Genomic DNA, 16812 nt, shown 5'->3' on the forward strand with positions numbered 1-16812 from the left:
AAGGTATTCTCAATATAAGTTATCTTAGATCAAGTAATCAAAACTAAATTTTTCAAACAAAAAAAGGGATCGAATTTAATCAGATCCCTTCTTTAATTTACAAACTAATATTAATTCGTTGTGGTATCTAGTAAGCCACTCGCCAACGCAGGTGCAAGTCCAGGAGTTAGCGGTAAACGAGGAATAACTAAACAGTGCATGAGGTGGTAGATATCCTGCTTACCATCCCATACCTTGCTTGTTCCCGCTTGGTTATTTGCATCAAGCTCTTGCCACCAAGAACAACCTTCATAGTCAATTAAGTAAGTACGGCAGTAATCCCACCAAGTACGGTAATACTCTTCATACTTCTTATCACCGGTAACCGTAAATAACGCATAAGCAGTACCAATCGCTTCTACTGGTGCCCAACGAATACGCTCACGTACAACAGGCTGACCATCCCAATCGACAGAGTAAACAAAACCAGGTGCGCCATCAACAGACCATGCATCACGTACCGTCGCATCAAATAGACCAATCGCATCTTCAAGTAACCATGCTGGCGTTTCTGCACCAATTGACGTTAGTGTTTCACGTAGGTGACAGATCAGACGCGCCCACTCGATCCAGTGACCGGGTGTACCGCCGTATGCACGGAAATGGCTCGCTGGTGTCTCTTTATTATAATCGGGTAATGTATTCCAATCTGCATCAAAATGTTCGTTAACGCGGTAGTTAAGACCTTTTGCTGTTTTATGGATCATGAAGTCAGTGATATGCAACGCACGATCTAACCATTTTTTATCTTTCGTCACATCATAAACGATAAGGAATGCTTCAACTGAGTGCATGGCTGCGTTGCCGCCACGGTAGTCTTCTGTTTCTGAGAATGTTTCATCCCAAGACTCGTAACACATCTGCTTTTCTGCATCCCAGAAGTGATTCTCATAAACATTGATTGCTTCATCTAATAAAGCTTGAGCACGTGGGTGACCCGTCGTGACCGCACTTGCCGCACCAAGAAGCGCAAAACAGTGTTGGTAACCTTGCTTAGAAGCATCGATAATGCCTTCGCCTTCATTATCGATAGTCGCATACCAACCACCATGTTTATTATCTTTTAGTGGACCTTCTAATGCAGCAATACCATGCTCTACAAGATCATAAGCACCAGGGCGTCCCATTAATGCGGCTAAAGAGTAACAATGCAGCATACGTGCCGTGATCCAAAGACGAGTTCCCATCTCTTCACGTACATTGCCATTGTTACCAATCCAACCGAAACCATTAGGAACAACAGAATTACGGCCAAATTCAAAAATACGGTCTGTTTCAACATCTAGCCAAGCGTTATGAGATTTGGTATTGATCCACTTCATAGATAAGTTCCTATTTTTATTAGGTATCAAGTCACTTAAAAAGTCATTAAATAGGACATGCTCTTTTATTAAAAAATTAAAGAAATAAAAAGTCATGCTGTATTTAATATTAAAAACTATGTCACTTGATGAATGATTAAAAATTTAAAAAGAGAGTTAAATAAAAATTAAGTTGAAATATAAAGCCCCAATTCAGAATATTTTCAGGAGCTTTATATTAAAATTAAAAGATTAAGCTTTATCAGAAGAACCAAATAAACGAATCTTCTCTTTCACTGTTTCTTTCATTGTTTCTAGACCAGCACCTAAAGAGTCAGCAAGAACAAAATCTTCTGAATTTTCAGCCCAATGAGCTTGAACACCATGGGTGAAAGCTTGACGTAATTCAGTATCAACATTGATTTTCGCCACACCACACGTTACAGCTTCCATGATTTGATCATCAGGAACACCTGAACCGCCATGTAAAACGATTGGTTTTTTAACTGCTTCACGGATCTCTTTTAAACGTTGAAAGTTTAATTGAGGCGTTGTTTTATATACGCCATGTGCTGTACCAATAGATACCGCTAGATAGTCAACAGTCGTACGGTTAGAGAAGTCCAGTGCTTCTTCTACTGTTGTAATCATTGCATCAGCTTCATCAACGGTGATGTCATCTTCAGTTCCACCAATTTTACCAATTTCGCCTTCACAACCAATTTCTAGTGCATGTGCAACATCACACACGGTTCTGGTGATTTTTACATTTTCATCAAAAGGAAGACCTGAACCATCAAACATAACTGAATCAAAGCCAGCTCGTACTGCTTCCATTGTTTGGTCAAAATTACGGCTATGATCAAGATGAATACATACAGGCACCGTGATATTTTCTTGAGCCATGAAAGTATCAATCATATCTTTCATTGGTTTCAAACCCATAGTTTGAATAACTTTTTGCCCAACTTGAATCATAATTGGAGAATTTTCCGCTTGCCCAGCAAGAAGAATGGCTTTAATAGACTCAGCATTATGTGCACTAAATGCGCCAATAGCATAGTTATTAGTCCATGCTGTTTGAATCATTGTCTTACCAGAAACGTATGGCATTGGTTTATTCCTTTCTAAATTAAATAACTAACTTGTCGATATGTGTAAATTATACAACACCAGATGCTCACTTCTGTCGGTTTTGTCACATAATCATAAATAATATCTAAATTAATCACATAGAAGTTATAAAAAGCACCAAAACAACTCTAAAGTGGACAAAAAACATTCAAAGTGGCATTGTTAAAATATGAAAAAAAAGAGACTTAACAAACTAGAAACTTAACGACTCATTAACTCTTTATTTCTTGCAATGTATTTGCAATATATACCCCAAGTAATTGGCGTTGCTAGTAGGCGGCAAGTGAGTGAGGCCCTATGAGTATAGGCGCTCTATATGATTGGGACGAATGAGCACAGCCAACAACCTAGCAACGGGTATATATACCCAAAGTAATTGGAGTGGATAGTAGGCGGCAAGTGAATGAGGCGCCATGAGTATAGGTTTTCTATATGATTGAGGGGAACGAGCGACGCCAACGACCTAGCAGCTTCAAGTAAGAAGATATATTAATTCTGATTAACATATCTTCTTATACCTAAAATAATTGGCGTTGCTAGTAGGCGGCAAGCAAGTGAGGCCTCATGAACATAGGTGTACTCTATGATTGGGGCGAGCGAGTGTAGCCAACAACCTAGCGACTTCAAGTATGACGGGGATATATTATTAAGCTGGTTCAGGGTTTCTATTCATTTTAGTACCAACCGTACAATGAATCCCTCGACGATTAAAATAATCCGCAATAGCATTAACACGATCTTGGAACTCATGACGGTCGAACTCAAGATCTTTCATCTTATAAGGTAAACCAAGAGAACGATACTTCTCTTCCCCTAATCGCATAAAACTCAGTAATTGTAAGACTTTGACTCGCCCTTTTAGCTCAGTTTCAATAAAGTCAGCCGTAGCCTGAATATTCTCATCATCATCATTAATATTTGGAATGACCGGAATACGAAGAATAAGATCTTTATTTGATAGTGCAACTTGCTTAATATTTTTTAAAATCTTCCGATTATCGACACCGGTATATTTTTTATGCGCATGGCTATCCATTAATTTAATATCAGAAATAAACAGATCAGTATAAGGAAGTACCTTTTCAATTCGATTCCAATTGGCATAAAAACTAGATTCTAAACACGTGTGAATTCCTTCCTTGTTACACTTATCAAAAAGAGTAGCAACAAAGTGGCTCTGTAGTAGTGGCTCACCTCCAGAGACCGTCACTCCGCCTCCTGATCTCTCATAAAAGCCTTTATCTTTTAAAATAAGTGCCATGCATTCATCGACAGTCATCTCTTCGCCCCACTGTTTTATTGCATCAGAGGGACATTCATCCACACAATTTAGGCAATTGCTGCATTGAGAGTAATCAATTTCTTTAAGCATACTATCGGAGTAGATTAACATATTGCTATCTGGGCAAATCTCTTTACATGAGCCACAGTTATCAACAGCAATACAATTACTATGGTACACCCCAACCTCAATTTTTCTCTTGAAGCTTTCAGGATTCCCACACCAATCACAGCGTAAAGGGCATCCTTTTAAAAATAACTCAGTGCGAATACCGGGACCATCATCCAATGTAAATCGTTGAACGTTAAATATAGTTCCTAGTTCTGACATAAATAGTTTCTACTGTAATAACTCTCCAAGCCTTAAGTTACTTGATAATTTAAGACTTGGAGGAAGGTAAGATATACCTAAAATAATTGGCGTTGCGAGTAGGCGGAAAATGAGTGCAGCCAACAACCTAGCAACGTCAAGTATGATGGGTATAAAGTAATTAGAATCTAAGTTCTGTTCGTTGAATTAAGTCATCTTGAAGCGGTTTCCCTAACTCAATAAAGTAAGCACTATACCCCGCAACACGCACCAACATGTCTTTATAAAGTTCTGGATTTTCTTGAGCAGCCCTCATTTTATCAGAACTCATAATATTAAATTGGACATGCATACCTTGCTTATTGATATATTCCTCAATAAAGCTGGCTAAAATATCGCGTCCTGCATCACCTGAAACGGCATCTTCAGGAAACCTTAAGTTAAGCAATGTTCCATTTGTCGCAAGGCTATGATCAACCTTCGTTACGGAGTTGATAACGGCAGTGGGTCCATTAATATCATGTGAGCCACCTTGAGTATGTACAGGCCCCATATTATCTGAGATAGGCTCGCCATTTTTACGTCCATCTAATGAAGCATTGGTATATAGCCCCATTCCAACATTCGCATTAACGGTATAAACGCCCGGACTGAACTTCCCGCCTCTTGGATTTTGACGTCCTTTAATATGTCGGCAGTAACTTTCAAACATAAAGGAGAAGAGTTCATCAGCTTCATCAATATCATTACCATAATGAGGGATCTTTGAGCTATTCACTAACGCATACAACTTTTTATGCCCTTCCCAATTCTCTTTTAGTGCATCAAGAAGTTCTTTACCGGTATATTTCTTATCATCAAAAACCAGCTTTTTAATCGTTGATAATGAATCTGCACAGGTAGCAATGCCCGCTGCCTGCGGTGCAGTTCCATTATATTTTACGCCACCGGCTGTCATGTCTTTACCAGACTCAATACATCCTTCAAAAAATGCTGAGATGTACGGTGTTGGCTTAATTTGGCGATGAATTTTATCTGTTATATTTAGGCAACTACAGAGCTGATCACACCAGTAAGAAAATTGTTTATCTATACTCTCTAATACTTCATCAAAAGTACGATAAGTTTCCAAGCTTCCAGTATCTGGGCCCAATTGCATTCCTGCATTCGGGCCAGATAATACACGTCCACCATTGATGACCATCTCCATCACTTTAACCGTATTCACATAGCCGGCATCTAGCCAACCATGTTCTTTACCTGGAATGGTTGGCTCTACACAACCAACAACAGCATAATTACGTGCCTCTTCTACAGTTACACCTTTCCCGATCATGGCTTTAATTGCTGGCCCATCATTAAATAACTTCGGATGACCATAACCCGCACGAATACATTCAACCGTTTTAATCTTTAGTTCGTAAGGTGTATTTTCATGAATTCTAAGACATACCCATGGATTCATCATACGAGTATGTGCAGAAGCTTCTAACAACAACATGGTTAGATCATTTGTGGCGTCATTTCCTTGTTCATCAACCCCGCCAATGGTTAAACTTTCCCCGCCAAATCCGCGACCATTACGAACTTTAACCGTACCTTTATCTTTTAATTTTGTCGGATTATTCATCTTCACATATAGCACCTCAAGGATCTCAAGGACCTCTTCTTTTGTTGTGCTATTACTTTGAATATCTTTCTCATAGAAAGGATACAACCACTGATCCATTCGACCATAAGAAATAGAGTGTCCGTTACCCTCAATTTGAGTCATTGTTACTGCAAAATTAAATAATTGTGCGGCTTGCCAAAACGTTTGTGGTATTCCCGATGCGATTTGATAACAGTTCGTGGATATTTTCTGTAGTTCAAGTTTTCTAATCTCATCTTGCTCTGCAAAAGCCAGATCTTCTGCAAGTAGGGCATAACGCGTAATATATTTTACTGCCGCTTCAAGTGAAATGAGGGTCGCTTTATAATAATCTCGTTTCTCACTATAATCGGGATCTTGTTTAGAAAGCTGGCTAAATGCACCTTTGGCTTGGTCAATAACCCCTTTATAACCTAAAGACATTAACTTACTGAAATCCATCGCAAAGTGGCCAATACCCGCGAAATGATAATTATTGGTCTGAAAAACCTTTTCTCCCATATGAGAACCTTTCTTTTGGTCCTCATCTAGGTGGGCAGTAATGAACTCATTTGCGCTCTTACCTTTCCAGTACTCACACAGCTGTAGTATTTCTTCTCTATCTTGATCACTTTTTATATAAAACTGATCATTAGATCGCTCTTCAAATGGTGAGTTTAAAATTTCATCAATGATCCAATCCACTGAGAATTCTGGATAAATTGGTGATGCTTTCGCTGGTGCTGCAATTTCGCCTAAGATTAAATCTTCAGGATAAATATGAAGTGACGAATTTAACAATATATTTTCGAATGCATAAGCACATTGTAATATTTTTGGTAAAGACTCATTTTGTTCATAAGACTCAGTGATCAATCGTAAACGCTCAACATCAATATCATAAGAGCGATCTAAAAAGGTTTGTCTTAAATAGTTCACCCTTGGAAACGGCGACCAATCTTCATGACCCACTTCATAACCTAAACCATAGACTTTATCAAAAGGTTCTGTTCCTCTTGCATCTGTATGTTTTCCAGTTTTATCCTTTTCTAGGTATTCATTACCTACTTGAAAGTTATCCATCCTACCCTCGCAAATTTACAAAAACAAACATAATTCAACATAAACATAAAATACAAATACCAACTAAAAACAGTTGTTTATTAGTATTTCATACCTAATTACGCACAACCTTACTATACTAAAGTGGTACCCAGAGGGATAGGGTAAACATCACAAAAAAGAACTATAAAATACTAAAAACCACAAAAAACGACAAAATGTGACGTATGTTGTGGTAATTAATTATCATTGGAATATAGTACCCCTACAAAAAGTCAACTATAAAAATTTGATATGGATACCACAATAATTTTAATTTCGATGATCATCGCCCTTGCAGGATTTACTCAAGGGTTAACGGGATTTGGTTCTGCTCTAGTTTCAGTGCCTCTTCTTTCTATTCTTGTTGGCGCTCAAACCGCTGTACCTATTGCAGGTATATTTGGTTGGTTAGTCACACTACCTATCGTATGGAAAATGCGAGCTTCAATTGAGATAAAAACAGGCTTAATCCTTTTTGCCGGCTCAATTCCAGCCTCTTTTGTTGGCGCCAAGCTACTCGCTAGCATGCCTTCACAATATATTTTATTAACCATGGGCGGTGTATTAGTTGCATCAAGCATCCATTCTATGCGCTCAACTAAGCCTTTATTTCAAAAAGCATCAATGCCAATTACAGTCGGTGCAGGTTTTACATCTGGTGTATTAGGAGCCAGTGTCGGTGAATCAGGTCCACCAGTCATTGCTTATACTTCAATGCAACCATGGAGTGCTGATCAGACAAAATCGACATTAGCCTTTTTCTTTATGTTACAAATGATTGGCGCTAACATTGGTTTTTGGAATGAAGGGTTAATTACAGAGGAAGTTATCTCTCATGTTACTTCGGCACTCCCTGCATTTGCAGTTGGATTAGCACTTGGTATGATCGGATATCACCTTTTACAAAAATATAAGATTGATTATCATAAAATTGTTCATCTATTCTTATTATTCTTAGGCTGCATGTTAATATATAAAAATATTAGCTTTTAATTTAATACTGATTAAAAGTTGATAACAAAACACCTTGTTAACCTTCCATAGTTAACAAGGTGTTATTATATTAACAATACAGTTTAACCAACCGGATTAAGCTAACTTATACCTAAAATAATTGGAGTTGCTAGTCGGCGGCGAGTAAGTGCAGCCAACAGCCTAGCGACTTCAAGTATGAAAGGTATAGCAACTTAATCTCTCTTATCAAAGAGTAATTATGTCAGTAAGGAAAAAATAATTATATAATAAGTCATAAATGTGAAATGACGAAGTAAGAATCCATATGATAAAAAGTACCACTTTAGATGAAACTCATACACGTTGGGACTTTTTCCAAAAGCATCATTGGGTCTCTCCTGACTTTTCTTTTACTGCGATTGTCTCATCATGGGAACGTTGCCACCAACAGTCCAATGCCTATAAATGGACAAAACCTCAGTCGGCAAGTGGTTATACTTTAAGTTCAATTCAAAGAAAAAATGATTTAATTACCTCCATTGTATCCCCCATTATTGATAATACGTTAGATACACTTTCATCCGAAATCGCTATTGGTATGACTGATGCTTATGGTTGTATTATGCACCTATCTGGAAATGGAAATATCACAACAGAGCTAGAGCAACTGGGCTTTAAAATTGGAACATTTTTTAATGAAGGACAAGTAGGAACGAATAGTATTAACCTGGCAATTCAATCACATGAATCAGAAAAAGTATTTGCTGCAGAGCATTACAAAAAAGCACTGCACCCCTACTCGTCTTGTGCATCACCTTTTTTTCCCAAACTGGAAAAAATGAAGGTATTATCTTCCTCTTTTCGAGAAATGAACATTTTAACCAAGAAAATATCACTATTATCTCTTCCTGTGCAAAAGAGGTATCACTATCTCTTGATTTGGAATTTGAAAGAGTATCGAGTAATAAGTTTTCTAGTGAATACAATTCTATCCTAGAATATATCGATGATGGTCTCATCACTTGGGATAATAATGGTAAAATCATTTCAATAAATAAGCAAGCTGAAGGTTTAATACAAGTAGAAAAGAACGAAATCATCAATAAAAACTATCAAGATATAATTAAATTTCCACCTAATATCTCCCATCATATAGCAGAAAAAATAACAGTCCATAGAGTACAAACGACAGTTGAAGTAGGTAATCGTTTTATTGAATTACTCATTACTATCCATACACTATCGCATGATGCAGTATTAATGTTCATTCATCCCATGGAAAAGATCCGTCAATTAGCACAGAGACAAATAGGTAACTCAGCCAATTTCACTTTTGACAATATTGTTTCTCAGTCCAAATCGATTAAACGCATTATTACGATAGCAAAGCGCAGTGTAAAAACAGGGTTACCTATCTTTATTAATGGTGAAGAAGGGGTTGGCAAACTTGATTTCACGATGGCCATTCACAATGAAAGCCCATTTAAAAGTGGCCCTTTTATTATTGTAAACTGCAAAAATTATGATCCTGAAGTGCTTATAGAGAATATATTAGGCAGCGATGAGAGTCATGGCTCGACGTCTAAGTTAGAACTGGCGCATACTGGCACTTTATATCTCGAAAACATCGAATTTATTTCCCAAGAGCTTCAAATCGCACTTTTAAATTACCTAAAAACAGGTTTAATCTCACGCAGAAACAGCAAACGCTTAATTCCTGTGAAGTTAAATTTAATCACCAGTACAACCATCGATCTTTACTCTTACGTCGAAAAAGGAATTTTTGGCCGACAACTATATTATGAGCTGACTTCAAATGATATCGAAATCCTACCATTAAGAGAACGAAGAGAAGATATCCAATATCTCGTTGATAATCATATCAATGAGTATAACCGAAAGCACAATACTTCTATTCATATTGATTACCATGCAATGGAGAGTTTAAAGGGTTTCACATGGTACGGAAATTCATCTGAACTCAAAAATAAAGTTGAGAAACTCTTACTCAATAGAAAAGAGGATATTATTACGATGAAAGATATCCCTCAAGAACTCAGTGATAACATTGAAGATAATGCTAATTTCAGTAAAAAAATTCAATCTTTGGAAGAAATTGAAAAAGATGCCATTAAGCATGCTTGGGAAGTATTCGACGGGAAAATAAATGAGATATCTAATGCGCTCAATGTAAGCCGCACAACGCTCTGGCGGAAAATTAAAAAATATAATATAGGTAATTAATTAAAATTAAGTAATAAAAAAGACCAACGAGATCACTTCTCGCTGGTCTTTTTTAACTCTTAGGTTTTAGGTTTTACATCTGTTGATAGTGTAACAATTAGATATTGTTCAACGCTTTAAACAACTCAACATGCTCACTGTCTTTACGGTAGAATACCGCAGGCTGACCAATTGGGGCATCAACCGTGATGTGACCACCGGTGTAAGTATCGCCAGTCCAAACATGAACCCACTCATCGTCAGGCAGGTAAACCGCTTTTTCCACTTCACCTTGGTTATAAACCGGGGCAACCAGTAGATCACGGCCGAATAGGTACTCAAACTTAATGTCGTACGCTTCACTATCTTGCTCATAATGCATGAACAGTGGTCGCTGAACCGGAATACCTTTGGCTGCATTTTCTTCAACGGCAGCTTTAATGTAAGGCTTAAGGTGCTTATACATTTTACTCATGCGTGACGTGTGCGCCAACGTCTCTGCATCGGTATCATACTGGTGGTTATCACCCGGACGGTTACCTTCATGGGTACGCATGATCGGGGTAAATGCCGCCATCTCGAACCAACGTTGCAACAACTCTTTATCACGCTTCATGCCGTGCAGTGTGGTATAACCACCGATGTCACTGTGGTGAATACCATTCCCCATTAGGCCTGAAGAGAGCGCAGCTGGGATCACTGACGCTAACCCATCATCAATGCACCAGTCAACAGACTGATCGCCCGCCCATAACGTGTGACAGTAACCTTGAATGCCCGCACCGCCTGCACGCATGAAGAACAGAATATCGTCGGTTTTACCTGACTCTTCAATCGCTTCGTGCTGTACTTTTGCCCAACGGTATGGCCATTTATTATGTTCAATTTCTGCACTCACGCCGTTGCTTAATGAACAATCTGTTGGCAGATATTCCCCAAAATCACCCATCCAACCGTCTAGGCCGAAATCGATCATGTTGGTTTTTATCACCCCTTTATACCACTCACATGCATCCGGGTTGGTAAAATCAACCACGCCACAGTAGAACTCACCAAAATCGACCACATATTTCGAGCCATCTTCTTTGGTCGCTAAATACCCTAAGGCTTTGGCTTCGTTATAAAGTGGGAAATCTTCCAGTACATACGGGTTGATGTAACCTAAGAAACGGACACCGTCTTCTTTAAGTTGGTGGATCTTCGTATCAAGCTCAGGGTACAACGCTTTGTTCCACTGCCAATCCCACTGAAGACGCTTACCGAACGACGTCATCTTGATCCCTTGCCAGTCTTGGTTCCACACTGCAGCTAGCTCAATATCCGCGTCTTTTGCTTGTTGGATCTTTTCAAAGGTCAGGTCAGTGCCCCCTTGAATACCAAGGATGACGCCATTATAGACCCAATCCGGCAATGCAGGCTGGCGACCAAAGTGGTCAGTAATATTGGTCATTAATTCAACAAAGGTCTCTTCACTGCCAAGCAATAAGTATTGTGGAATGTCCCAACACTGCAGCTCATGGAAGCCGTCATTGGTAAAGTTAAAGTCGGCATAGGCGGTGGTTTCTAAATGACAGAAATACTTCTTATCGGACACAAAGGTCGGCTGTGGGTAGTTAGTATTGTAGTAATCACCGCCCGCTTTATCATGAACGTCCGCTTGCCATGTCACATAGCTATTTTTATTACGACCCACACCCGGCTCAGAAGACCACAGTGGGAAGTTTTTACCGCGCAGGTTGAAATACGTTAACTGCTCACCACAACCGAAGACTTTTTCCTCTTCTGTTGCAGCAACACGGAACCAAAAACGGTTAAAGGTCTTATCAGCCGCTTCAAACGCCACTTTTAGGCGCTCTTCTTTGGTTTCAGACACCAGAAGATTCAACGCAACGTTTGAGTTTGCAAAAAATGAAATGCTGTAGCTTACTTTGCCATCATTCTCAATTTCTTCCACTTTAAATTGACGCAAAGCGGTACGCTCAACCACGTAGTCTGTGATGTCAAAGTTACCACGATACATATCGAAGTTACCTTCACCGACACCCAAGAAGATCGCTGGCGCGTCAGTTGAGTGGCTAAATACGGTGTTATTTTTATGGGTGATGGTGAGGTGGTTGTCGCTATAAGATAGTTTCACTGTTTATTCCTTAGTCACTCTACTCGTTTAACCTGAGTATAAAGTGGGCACCCTCGCTGTGTGATGGCGCCCTATTGCTTATTATTTTTATTGTTACAGGACGAATAACACGTCGCTATTTTGTTTGGATATCGTATGAGGTTTGGATTTTCGCTTCACACAAGCCAATTTGATCTTCAACGCGTTGTAACCATGCCGCGCCTTCAGCACCCGACTCTTCTAAGAAGAAATCACGAACCGGTTTTGCCGCCGTTTTAAAGGCTTCACGCTCTTCGGCTGTTGGGTTATAGACTTTACCCCCGGCTTTACGGAACTCTTCGTAAGCTTCAAATTCTTGGTGTTTAGGGTAAGCACGCAGGTACTGGTTCTGTGCCGCTGCGCCGTCGATAACCACTTTTTTCAACTCATCCGGGAAAGCGTTAAATTTCGCGTTATTGAAGACCCATGCCCCGCCCATGTAGGCATGACCATCAAGCACGATGTAGTTTAAGCTCTCTTGGAAACGGTTCATCACGATGTCTGTAATGCCATTTTTGGTGCCATCCACGACACCCGTTGACAATGCGGTATACACTTCTGGCCACGCGATAGGGGTTGGTGCGCCGCCCAACTGCTTCACAAGCTCTTGTTGGATGGGTGCCGGCACGGTACGTAACTTCAGGCCTTCAACATCCGCAGGAGAGTGGATCTCTTTTTTGGTGGTGGCAATGTTACGCCAGCCGCCTGAGTTAGAGACCATCATTAAACGAACATTCGGCATTTTTTGCAGTAACTTGCCACGCATTTCACCGACAAACTCATCGTTGTTATAAACACACTCAGCAACGCGATCGTTGGGTAAAATATAAGGTAAATCCAATGCACTCATTGGCTCCCAGTAATACGCGAGCTCTGGCACCGTGGTTTGGAAGTAATCAAACATCCCCGCTTGCACACCCGCTAAACACTCTTTGGCGGTACCACAAAGCTGGCCTGATGGGTAAATATCCACTTGGATCTGACCGTTTGAGCGGTTTTCTACATAATTTTTAAACACAAGCAGCGACTGGTGGTTATACCCGTCTAAGTTGGTCACGTGGGGAACCGTTAGCTTATATTTGGCTGCATTGGCCGCGCCTGCCATTAACAGGGTGGTGGCTGCAACGGCTAATAATGTCTTTTTCATTTTTATTGTCCTTTAAAAAAAATCCGTATCACGATTGAAAATTAAATTGATTACATCACACCTAACAACTTCGGCAGCCCAATCACTAATTGAGGGAAGAATGAAAGTAGGAAGATAATTAAAAACTCGACAATTAAGAACGGGATAATCGCTTTCGATATCTTCTGCAGTGAGACACCGGAGACCCCCGAGGCAACAAACAACACCAAGCCCATCGGGGGGGTTGCTAAACCGATTGATAAGTTAGAGACCATCACCACACCAAAGTGCACAGGGTCAATCCCGGCATTGATCATGATTGGGGCAATGATTGGGGCGAAGATTAAGATCGCTGGGCCCGCATCCAAGAACATGCCCACCACAAACAAGAAGATGTTGATGATGAAGAACAGTAAGTAAGGGTTATCAGTAATGCCATTAAAGAAGTCAGCCACGTCTTTCGAGATACCCGAGAAACTAATCGCCGATGCAAACCCACTCGCCGCCGCCACGATAATCAGTACCGCGGCCGCATTGACCGCCACTTTTGCAAATAGGGCGTACGTTGCTTTTAAGTTGGTCACTTTTAAAACAAAAACAGACAAGAAGATGGCGTACAGCACGGCAACCGCGGCAGCTTCTGTTGGCGTAAAGATCCCCCCGTAAATGCCACCCAAAATAATCACTGGGGTCATTAAGGGTAAAATAGCCATCTGCAAACTCTGCTTACGTTCAAGCTTGGTTGCACGCTCAATCGGCTGAACATCCGGGAATTTGGTAATTTGAATCCGGTTCACCACCATCAGACCAAGACAGAAAATCAGTCCCGGGACGATACCGGCCATGAACATCGCCGCCACCGAGGTGTTCATCACAAAGGCATAAATCAGCATGATACCCGATGGAGGAATAATCGTTCCCAGTACCGTTGCCGCCGCCGTTAATGCCGCAGAGTAAGCCGTGTCATACTTATACTTTGTCATCTCTGGGATCAACATATTACCAATCGCTGACGTTGCGGCCACCGCGGAGCCTGTCAGTGCACCAAACAGGGTCGATGCCAAGATAACCACATGACCCAATCCCCCTTTCATGTGTTGAACACGGGTCTGGGCAAAACTAATGATACGAGGCGTAATACCGCCGCTTGACATGCACTCACCCGCCAACATAAAGAACGGCAATGCAAGTAATAAGAAGTTATCTAAACCAGAATATAAACGCTGGTAAAGCATGTTAATAAAGAGCACTTGGTCATTCTGGAAAAAGGTAATAATCGGGGATAAACCCAGTGCAAAAATAACCGGCACACCGACAAGTAAAAAGAATAAAAAATAAAGAATGAAAATTGGAGAAACCATAATAAAACCCTACTTAGCGACGTTAGCAACAAATTGTTCTTTTGATTTATTAAAATGAATAAATAAATCGAGAGAAATACACAGTTTTTGGACTGCGTACAGGCATGACACCCCTAACATCACCGGTGGAATGATATACACCACGTACATTGGGATAGGTAAACTGTTGGCACTCACCGCACCGGTTTCAAAAAACACCATGCCAAATTTAATCCAAACAAAGAATAAGATTAAGCTAAGCACATGGGTAAAGATCATCATCAAGTGATAAACGCGAGAGCCTTTCACTTTGTCAGTAATAAAGGTCATGGCGATATTTTTATCTTGAAGATAGATAATCGGCAGACAGAGATACGTCATGTAGATCATTAAAAAACGGGAGGCTTCATCGGTCCAACTCAATGGTAAGTTGAAGATATAACGACACCCCACCTGAAGAAGTACGATAACCGTCATAATTAAAAGCAAAACACCACTAATTTTAGAGGTAAGTTTAGCAAGGGGCGCATTGATTATATTTAGCGTATCTGCAATTTTGTTAAACATGATAGTTCCCTTATCTTACTAATGAAGATATATCAGCATTAAGATGTTTATATGTAATTTTACCGTTACAACACATTAGTAAAAAACACATAGAAACCTCTTATTTGAGCCATTTATTTGAATTTGTTATTATGTGGCTTGAATATTACCAATCTATCTTTATATATTCTGTGACAAACCCCTCCATTCTGTCCACTTTTGTCGTTTTTAGTACTAACTTAAACAGAATTGTGATCTATGTTTGATTTAATTGTGATTAAAGATCAGAATTCCTTACAAAACAAAATATAAAACACCAAAAAATTTAAATAAAACACAGAAATAGAAAACAAAATGGGAAAAAAGTCAATTGTAATCGCTATCACCTGCATAACGATCAATAAGGAAGAACTATACCCAACCTTAACAAATAGACAATAAACAACAAAAATAAACATTATGTGACATTCGTCATCATTACAATTTTAAATTTAGGTATAATTAGCCACAAGTTTTGAATCATATAAAAATAAAGGAATAAATCATGTCTTCAGTAGGTTTTATCGGTCTAGGTCAAATGGGTACACCAATGGCAACTACCCTAATTAAGGCTGGCCATAGTGTTAAAGTATTTGATATTAATAAAAACGCCGTAGAACAGTTAGTGGCACTAGGTGCAATTGCAGCAGCATCACCAGCAGAAGCGACTCTTGACTCTGAGTTTATTATTACAATGTTGCCGAACGGAACACTGGTTAAGAACATTATTAATAATGAAGATGGTATTCTTTCTACAATGAGTAAATCATCTCTACTTATTGATATGTCAACTATTCACCCGTTTGAAACTGATGAGTTGATTAACGACCTAACAACAAAAGGCTTCTCTATGATGGAAGCACCAGTAGGGCGTACATCAGATCACGCGGTTCGTGGTGAACTTCTGATTCTTGCAGGTGGTACAAAAGAACAAATCAAACGTGCGCAACCTCTATTTGATTGTATGGGTTCTGAAACGATTGATGCTGGCGGCCCAGGTAAAGGTATTCGTGTAAAAATCATCAATAACTACATGAGTATTGCACTGAATGCATTATCGGCTGAAGCAGCAACACTATCAGAAGCGATTGGCCTAGACTTTGAAACATCGTTAAGTGTAATGAAAGGTACGCCTGCGAACAATGGTCACTTTACGACAACATGGCCTAATAAAGTGCTTGCTGGTGATTTAACACCTGCATTTATGGTTGACCTAGCACACAAAGATTTAGGTATCGCATTAGATTTAGCTAACCAAGTAAAAGTACCAATGCCATGTGGTGCGGCTTCTCGCGAACTTTATAGCATGACATCTGCAGCAGGTCGTGGCCGTCAAGATTGGAGTTCTGTATTTGAACAATTGCGTGTTCTTTCTGGTCTAGAAGCAAAAATCAAATAATATAAACAGAATAAATACAGGTTACCCATAAAGTAACAAAATAGTATTAAGGCATTGCTCTTGAGTCTAGAACTTTAGAACAATGCCTTTTTAACCTCTTGTTAATACTCCCCTAGATTAATAAGCTCATCGTTCTCGTCACTAAACGGCTAATATCGACATTTTCAATCTAGTTGTTACCCGTTAAACTTTAGCTATACCCTTCTTACTTGAAGTTGCTATTAGGTGGAA

12 protein-coding genes are annotated in these 16812 nt (G+C 39.6%); 4 read left to right on the forward strand and 8 right to left on the reverse strand.

Features of this window, described 5'->3' with window-relative positions; all coding sequences use genetic code 11:
- Positions 1-110: 110 nt before the first annotated feature.
- From L0B53_RS15580 to L0B53_RS15595, 4 genes are all read right to left on the reverse strand, one after another.
- Positions 111-1361, reverse strand: a complete 1251-nt coding sequence (locus L0B53_RS15580) for an AGE family epimerase/isomerase (protein WP_235060527.1) — start codon at positions 1359-1361, stop codon at positions 111-113.
- A gap of 231 nt (positions 1362-1592) precedes the next feature.
- Positions 1593-2453, reverse strand: a complete 861-nt coding sequence (locus L0B53_RS15585) for a class II fructose-bisphosphate aldolase (RefSeq protein ID WP_235060528.1) — start codon at positions 2451-2453, stop codon at positions 1593-1595.
- A 667-nt stretch (positions 2454-3120) separates the two neighbouring features.
- Positions 3121-4086, reverse strand: coding sequence for a glycyl-radical enzyme activating protein (locus L0B53_RS15590; protein ID WP_235060529.1), 966 nt, complete (start codon positions 4084-4086; stop codon positions 3121-3123).
- A gap of 160 nt (positions 4087-4246) precedes the next feature.
- Positions 4247-6778: a formate C-acetyltransferase/glycerol dehydratase family glycyl radical enzyme gene (locus L0B53_RS15595; protein ID WP_235060530.1), complete on the reverse strand. Its 2532-nt coding sequence runs from the start codon at positions 6776-6778 to the stop codon at positions 4247-4249.
- A 273-nt stretch (positions 6779-7051) separates the two neighbouring features.
- Here L0B53_RS15595 and L0B53_RS15600 point away from each other — a divergent pair, with 273 nt between their 5' ends.
- The 3 genes from L0B53_RS15600 (at position 7052) to L0B53_RS15610 (ending at position 9997) form a co-directional block, all read left to right on the forward strand.
- Entirely contained in the window at positions 7052-7792 is a 741-nt protein-coding gene (locus L0B53_RS15600) for a sulfite exporter TauE/SafE family protein (RefSeq protein ID WP_235060531.1), read from the forward strand.
- A 286-nt stretch (positions 7793-8078) separates the two neighbouring features.
- On the forward strand, positions 8079-8750 hold the full coding sequence (locus L0B53_RS15605) for a hypothetical protein (RefSeq protein WP_235060532.1): 672 nt from the start codon (positions 8079-8081) through the stop codon (positions 8748-8750).
- Entirely contained in the window at positions 8693-9997 is a 1305-nt protein-coding gene (locus L0B53_RS15610) for a sigma 54-interacting transcriptional regulator (RefSeq protein WP_235060533.1), read from the forward strand. Before L0B53_RS15605 ends, L0B53_RS15610 begins: the two co-directional genes overlap by 58 nt.
- A 97-nt stretch (positions 9998-10094) precedes the next feature.
- Here L0B53_RS15610 and L0B53_RS15615 read toward each other — a convergent pair whose 3' ends face one another.
- From L0B53_RS15615 to L0B53_RS15630, 4 genes are all read right to left on the reverse strand, one after another.
- Positions 10095-12113 (reverse strand): alpha-glucosidase, encoded by a 2019-nt coding sequence (locus L0B53_RS15615; protein WP_235060534.1) that lies wholly within the window; start codon positions 12111-12113, stop codon positions 10095-10097.
- A 115-nt stretch (positions 12114-12228) separates the two neighbouring features.
- The gene (gene dctP / locus L0B53_RS15620; RefSeq protein ID WP_235060335.1) at positions 12229-13278 is read right to left on the reverse strand and encodes a TRAP transporter substrate-binding protein DctP; all 1050 of its coding nucleotides are present in this window, start codon (positions 13276-13278) and stop codon (positions 12229-12231) included.
- A 50-nt stretch (positions 13279-13328) separates the two neighbouring features.
- Positions 13329-14618, reverse strand: a complete 1290-nt coding sequence (locus L0B53_RS15625) for a TRAP transporter large permease (protein ID WP_235060336.1) — start codon at positions 14616-14618, stop codon at positions 13329-13331.
- A 9-nt stretch (positions 14619-14627) separates the two neighbouring features.
- Complete coding sequence (locus L0B53_RS15630; RefSeq protein WP_235060337.1) at positions 14628-15164, reverse strand: TRAP transporter small permease; 537 nt, start codon at positions 15162-15164, stop codon at positions 14628-14630.
- Between the two features lie 523 nt (positions 15165-15687).
- Between L0B53_RS15630 and yihU the strand changes: the two genes are divergently transcribed.
- Complete coding sequence (gene yihU, locus L0B53_RS15635; RefSeq protein ID WP_235060535.1) at positions 15688-16581, forward strand: sulfolactaldehyde 3-reductase; 894 nt, start codon at positions 15688-15690, stop codon at positions 16579-16581.
- The last annotated feature ends 231 nt before the right edge of the window (positions 16582-16812 follow it).

Origin of the sequence: Vibrio sp. SS-MA-C1-2 (assembly GCF_021513135.1) — a bacterium.
Taxonomy (GTDB): domain Bacteria; phylum Pseudomonadota; class Gammaproteobacteria; order Enterobacterales; family Vibrionaceae.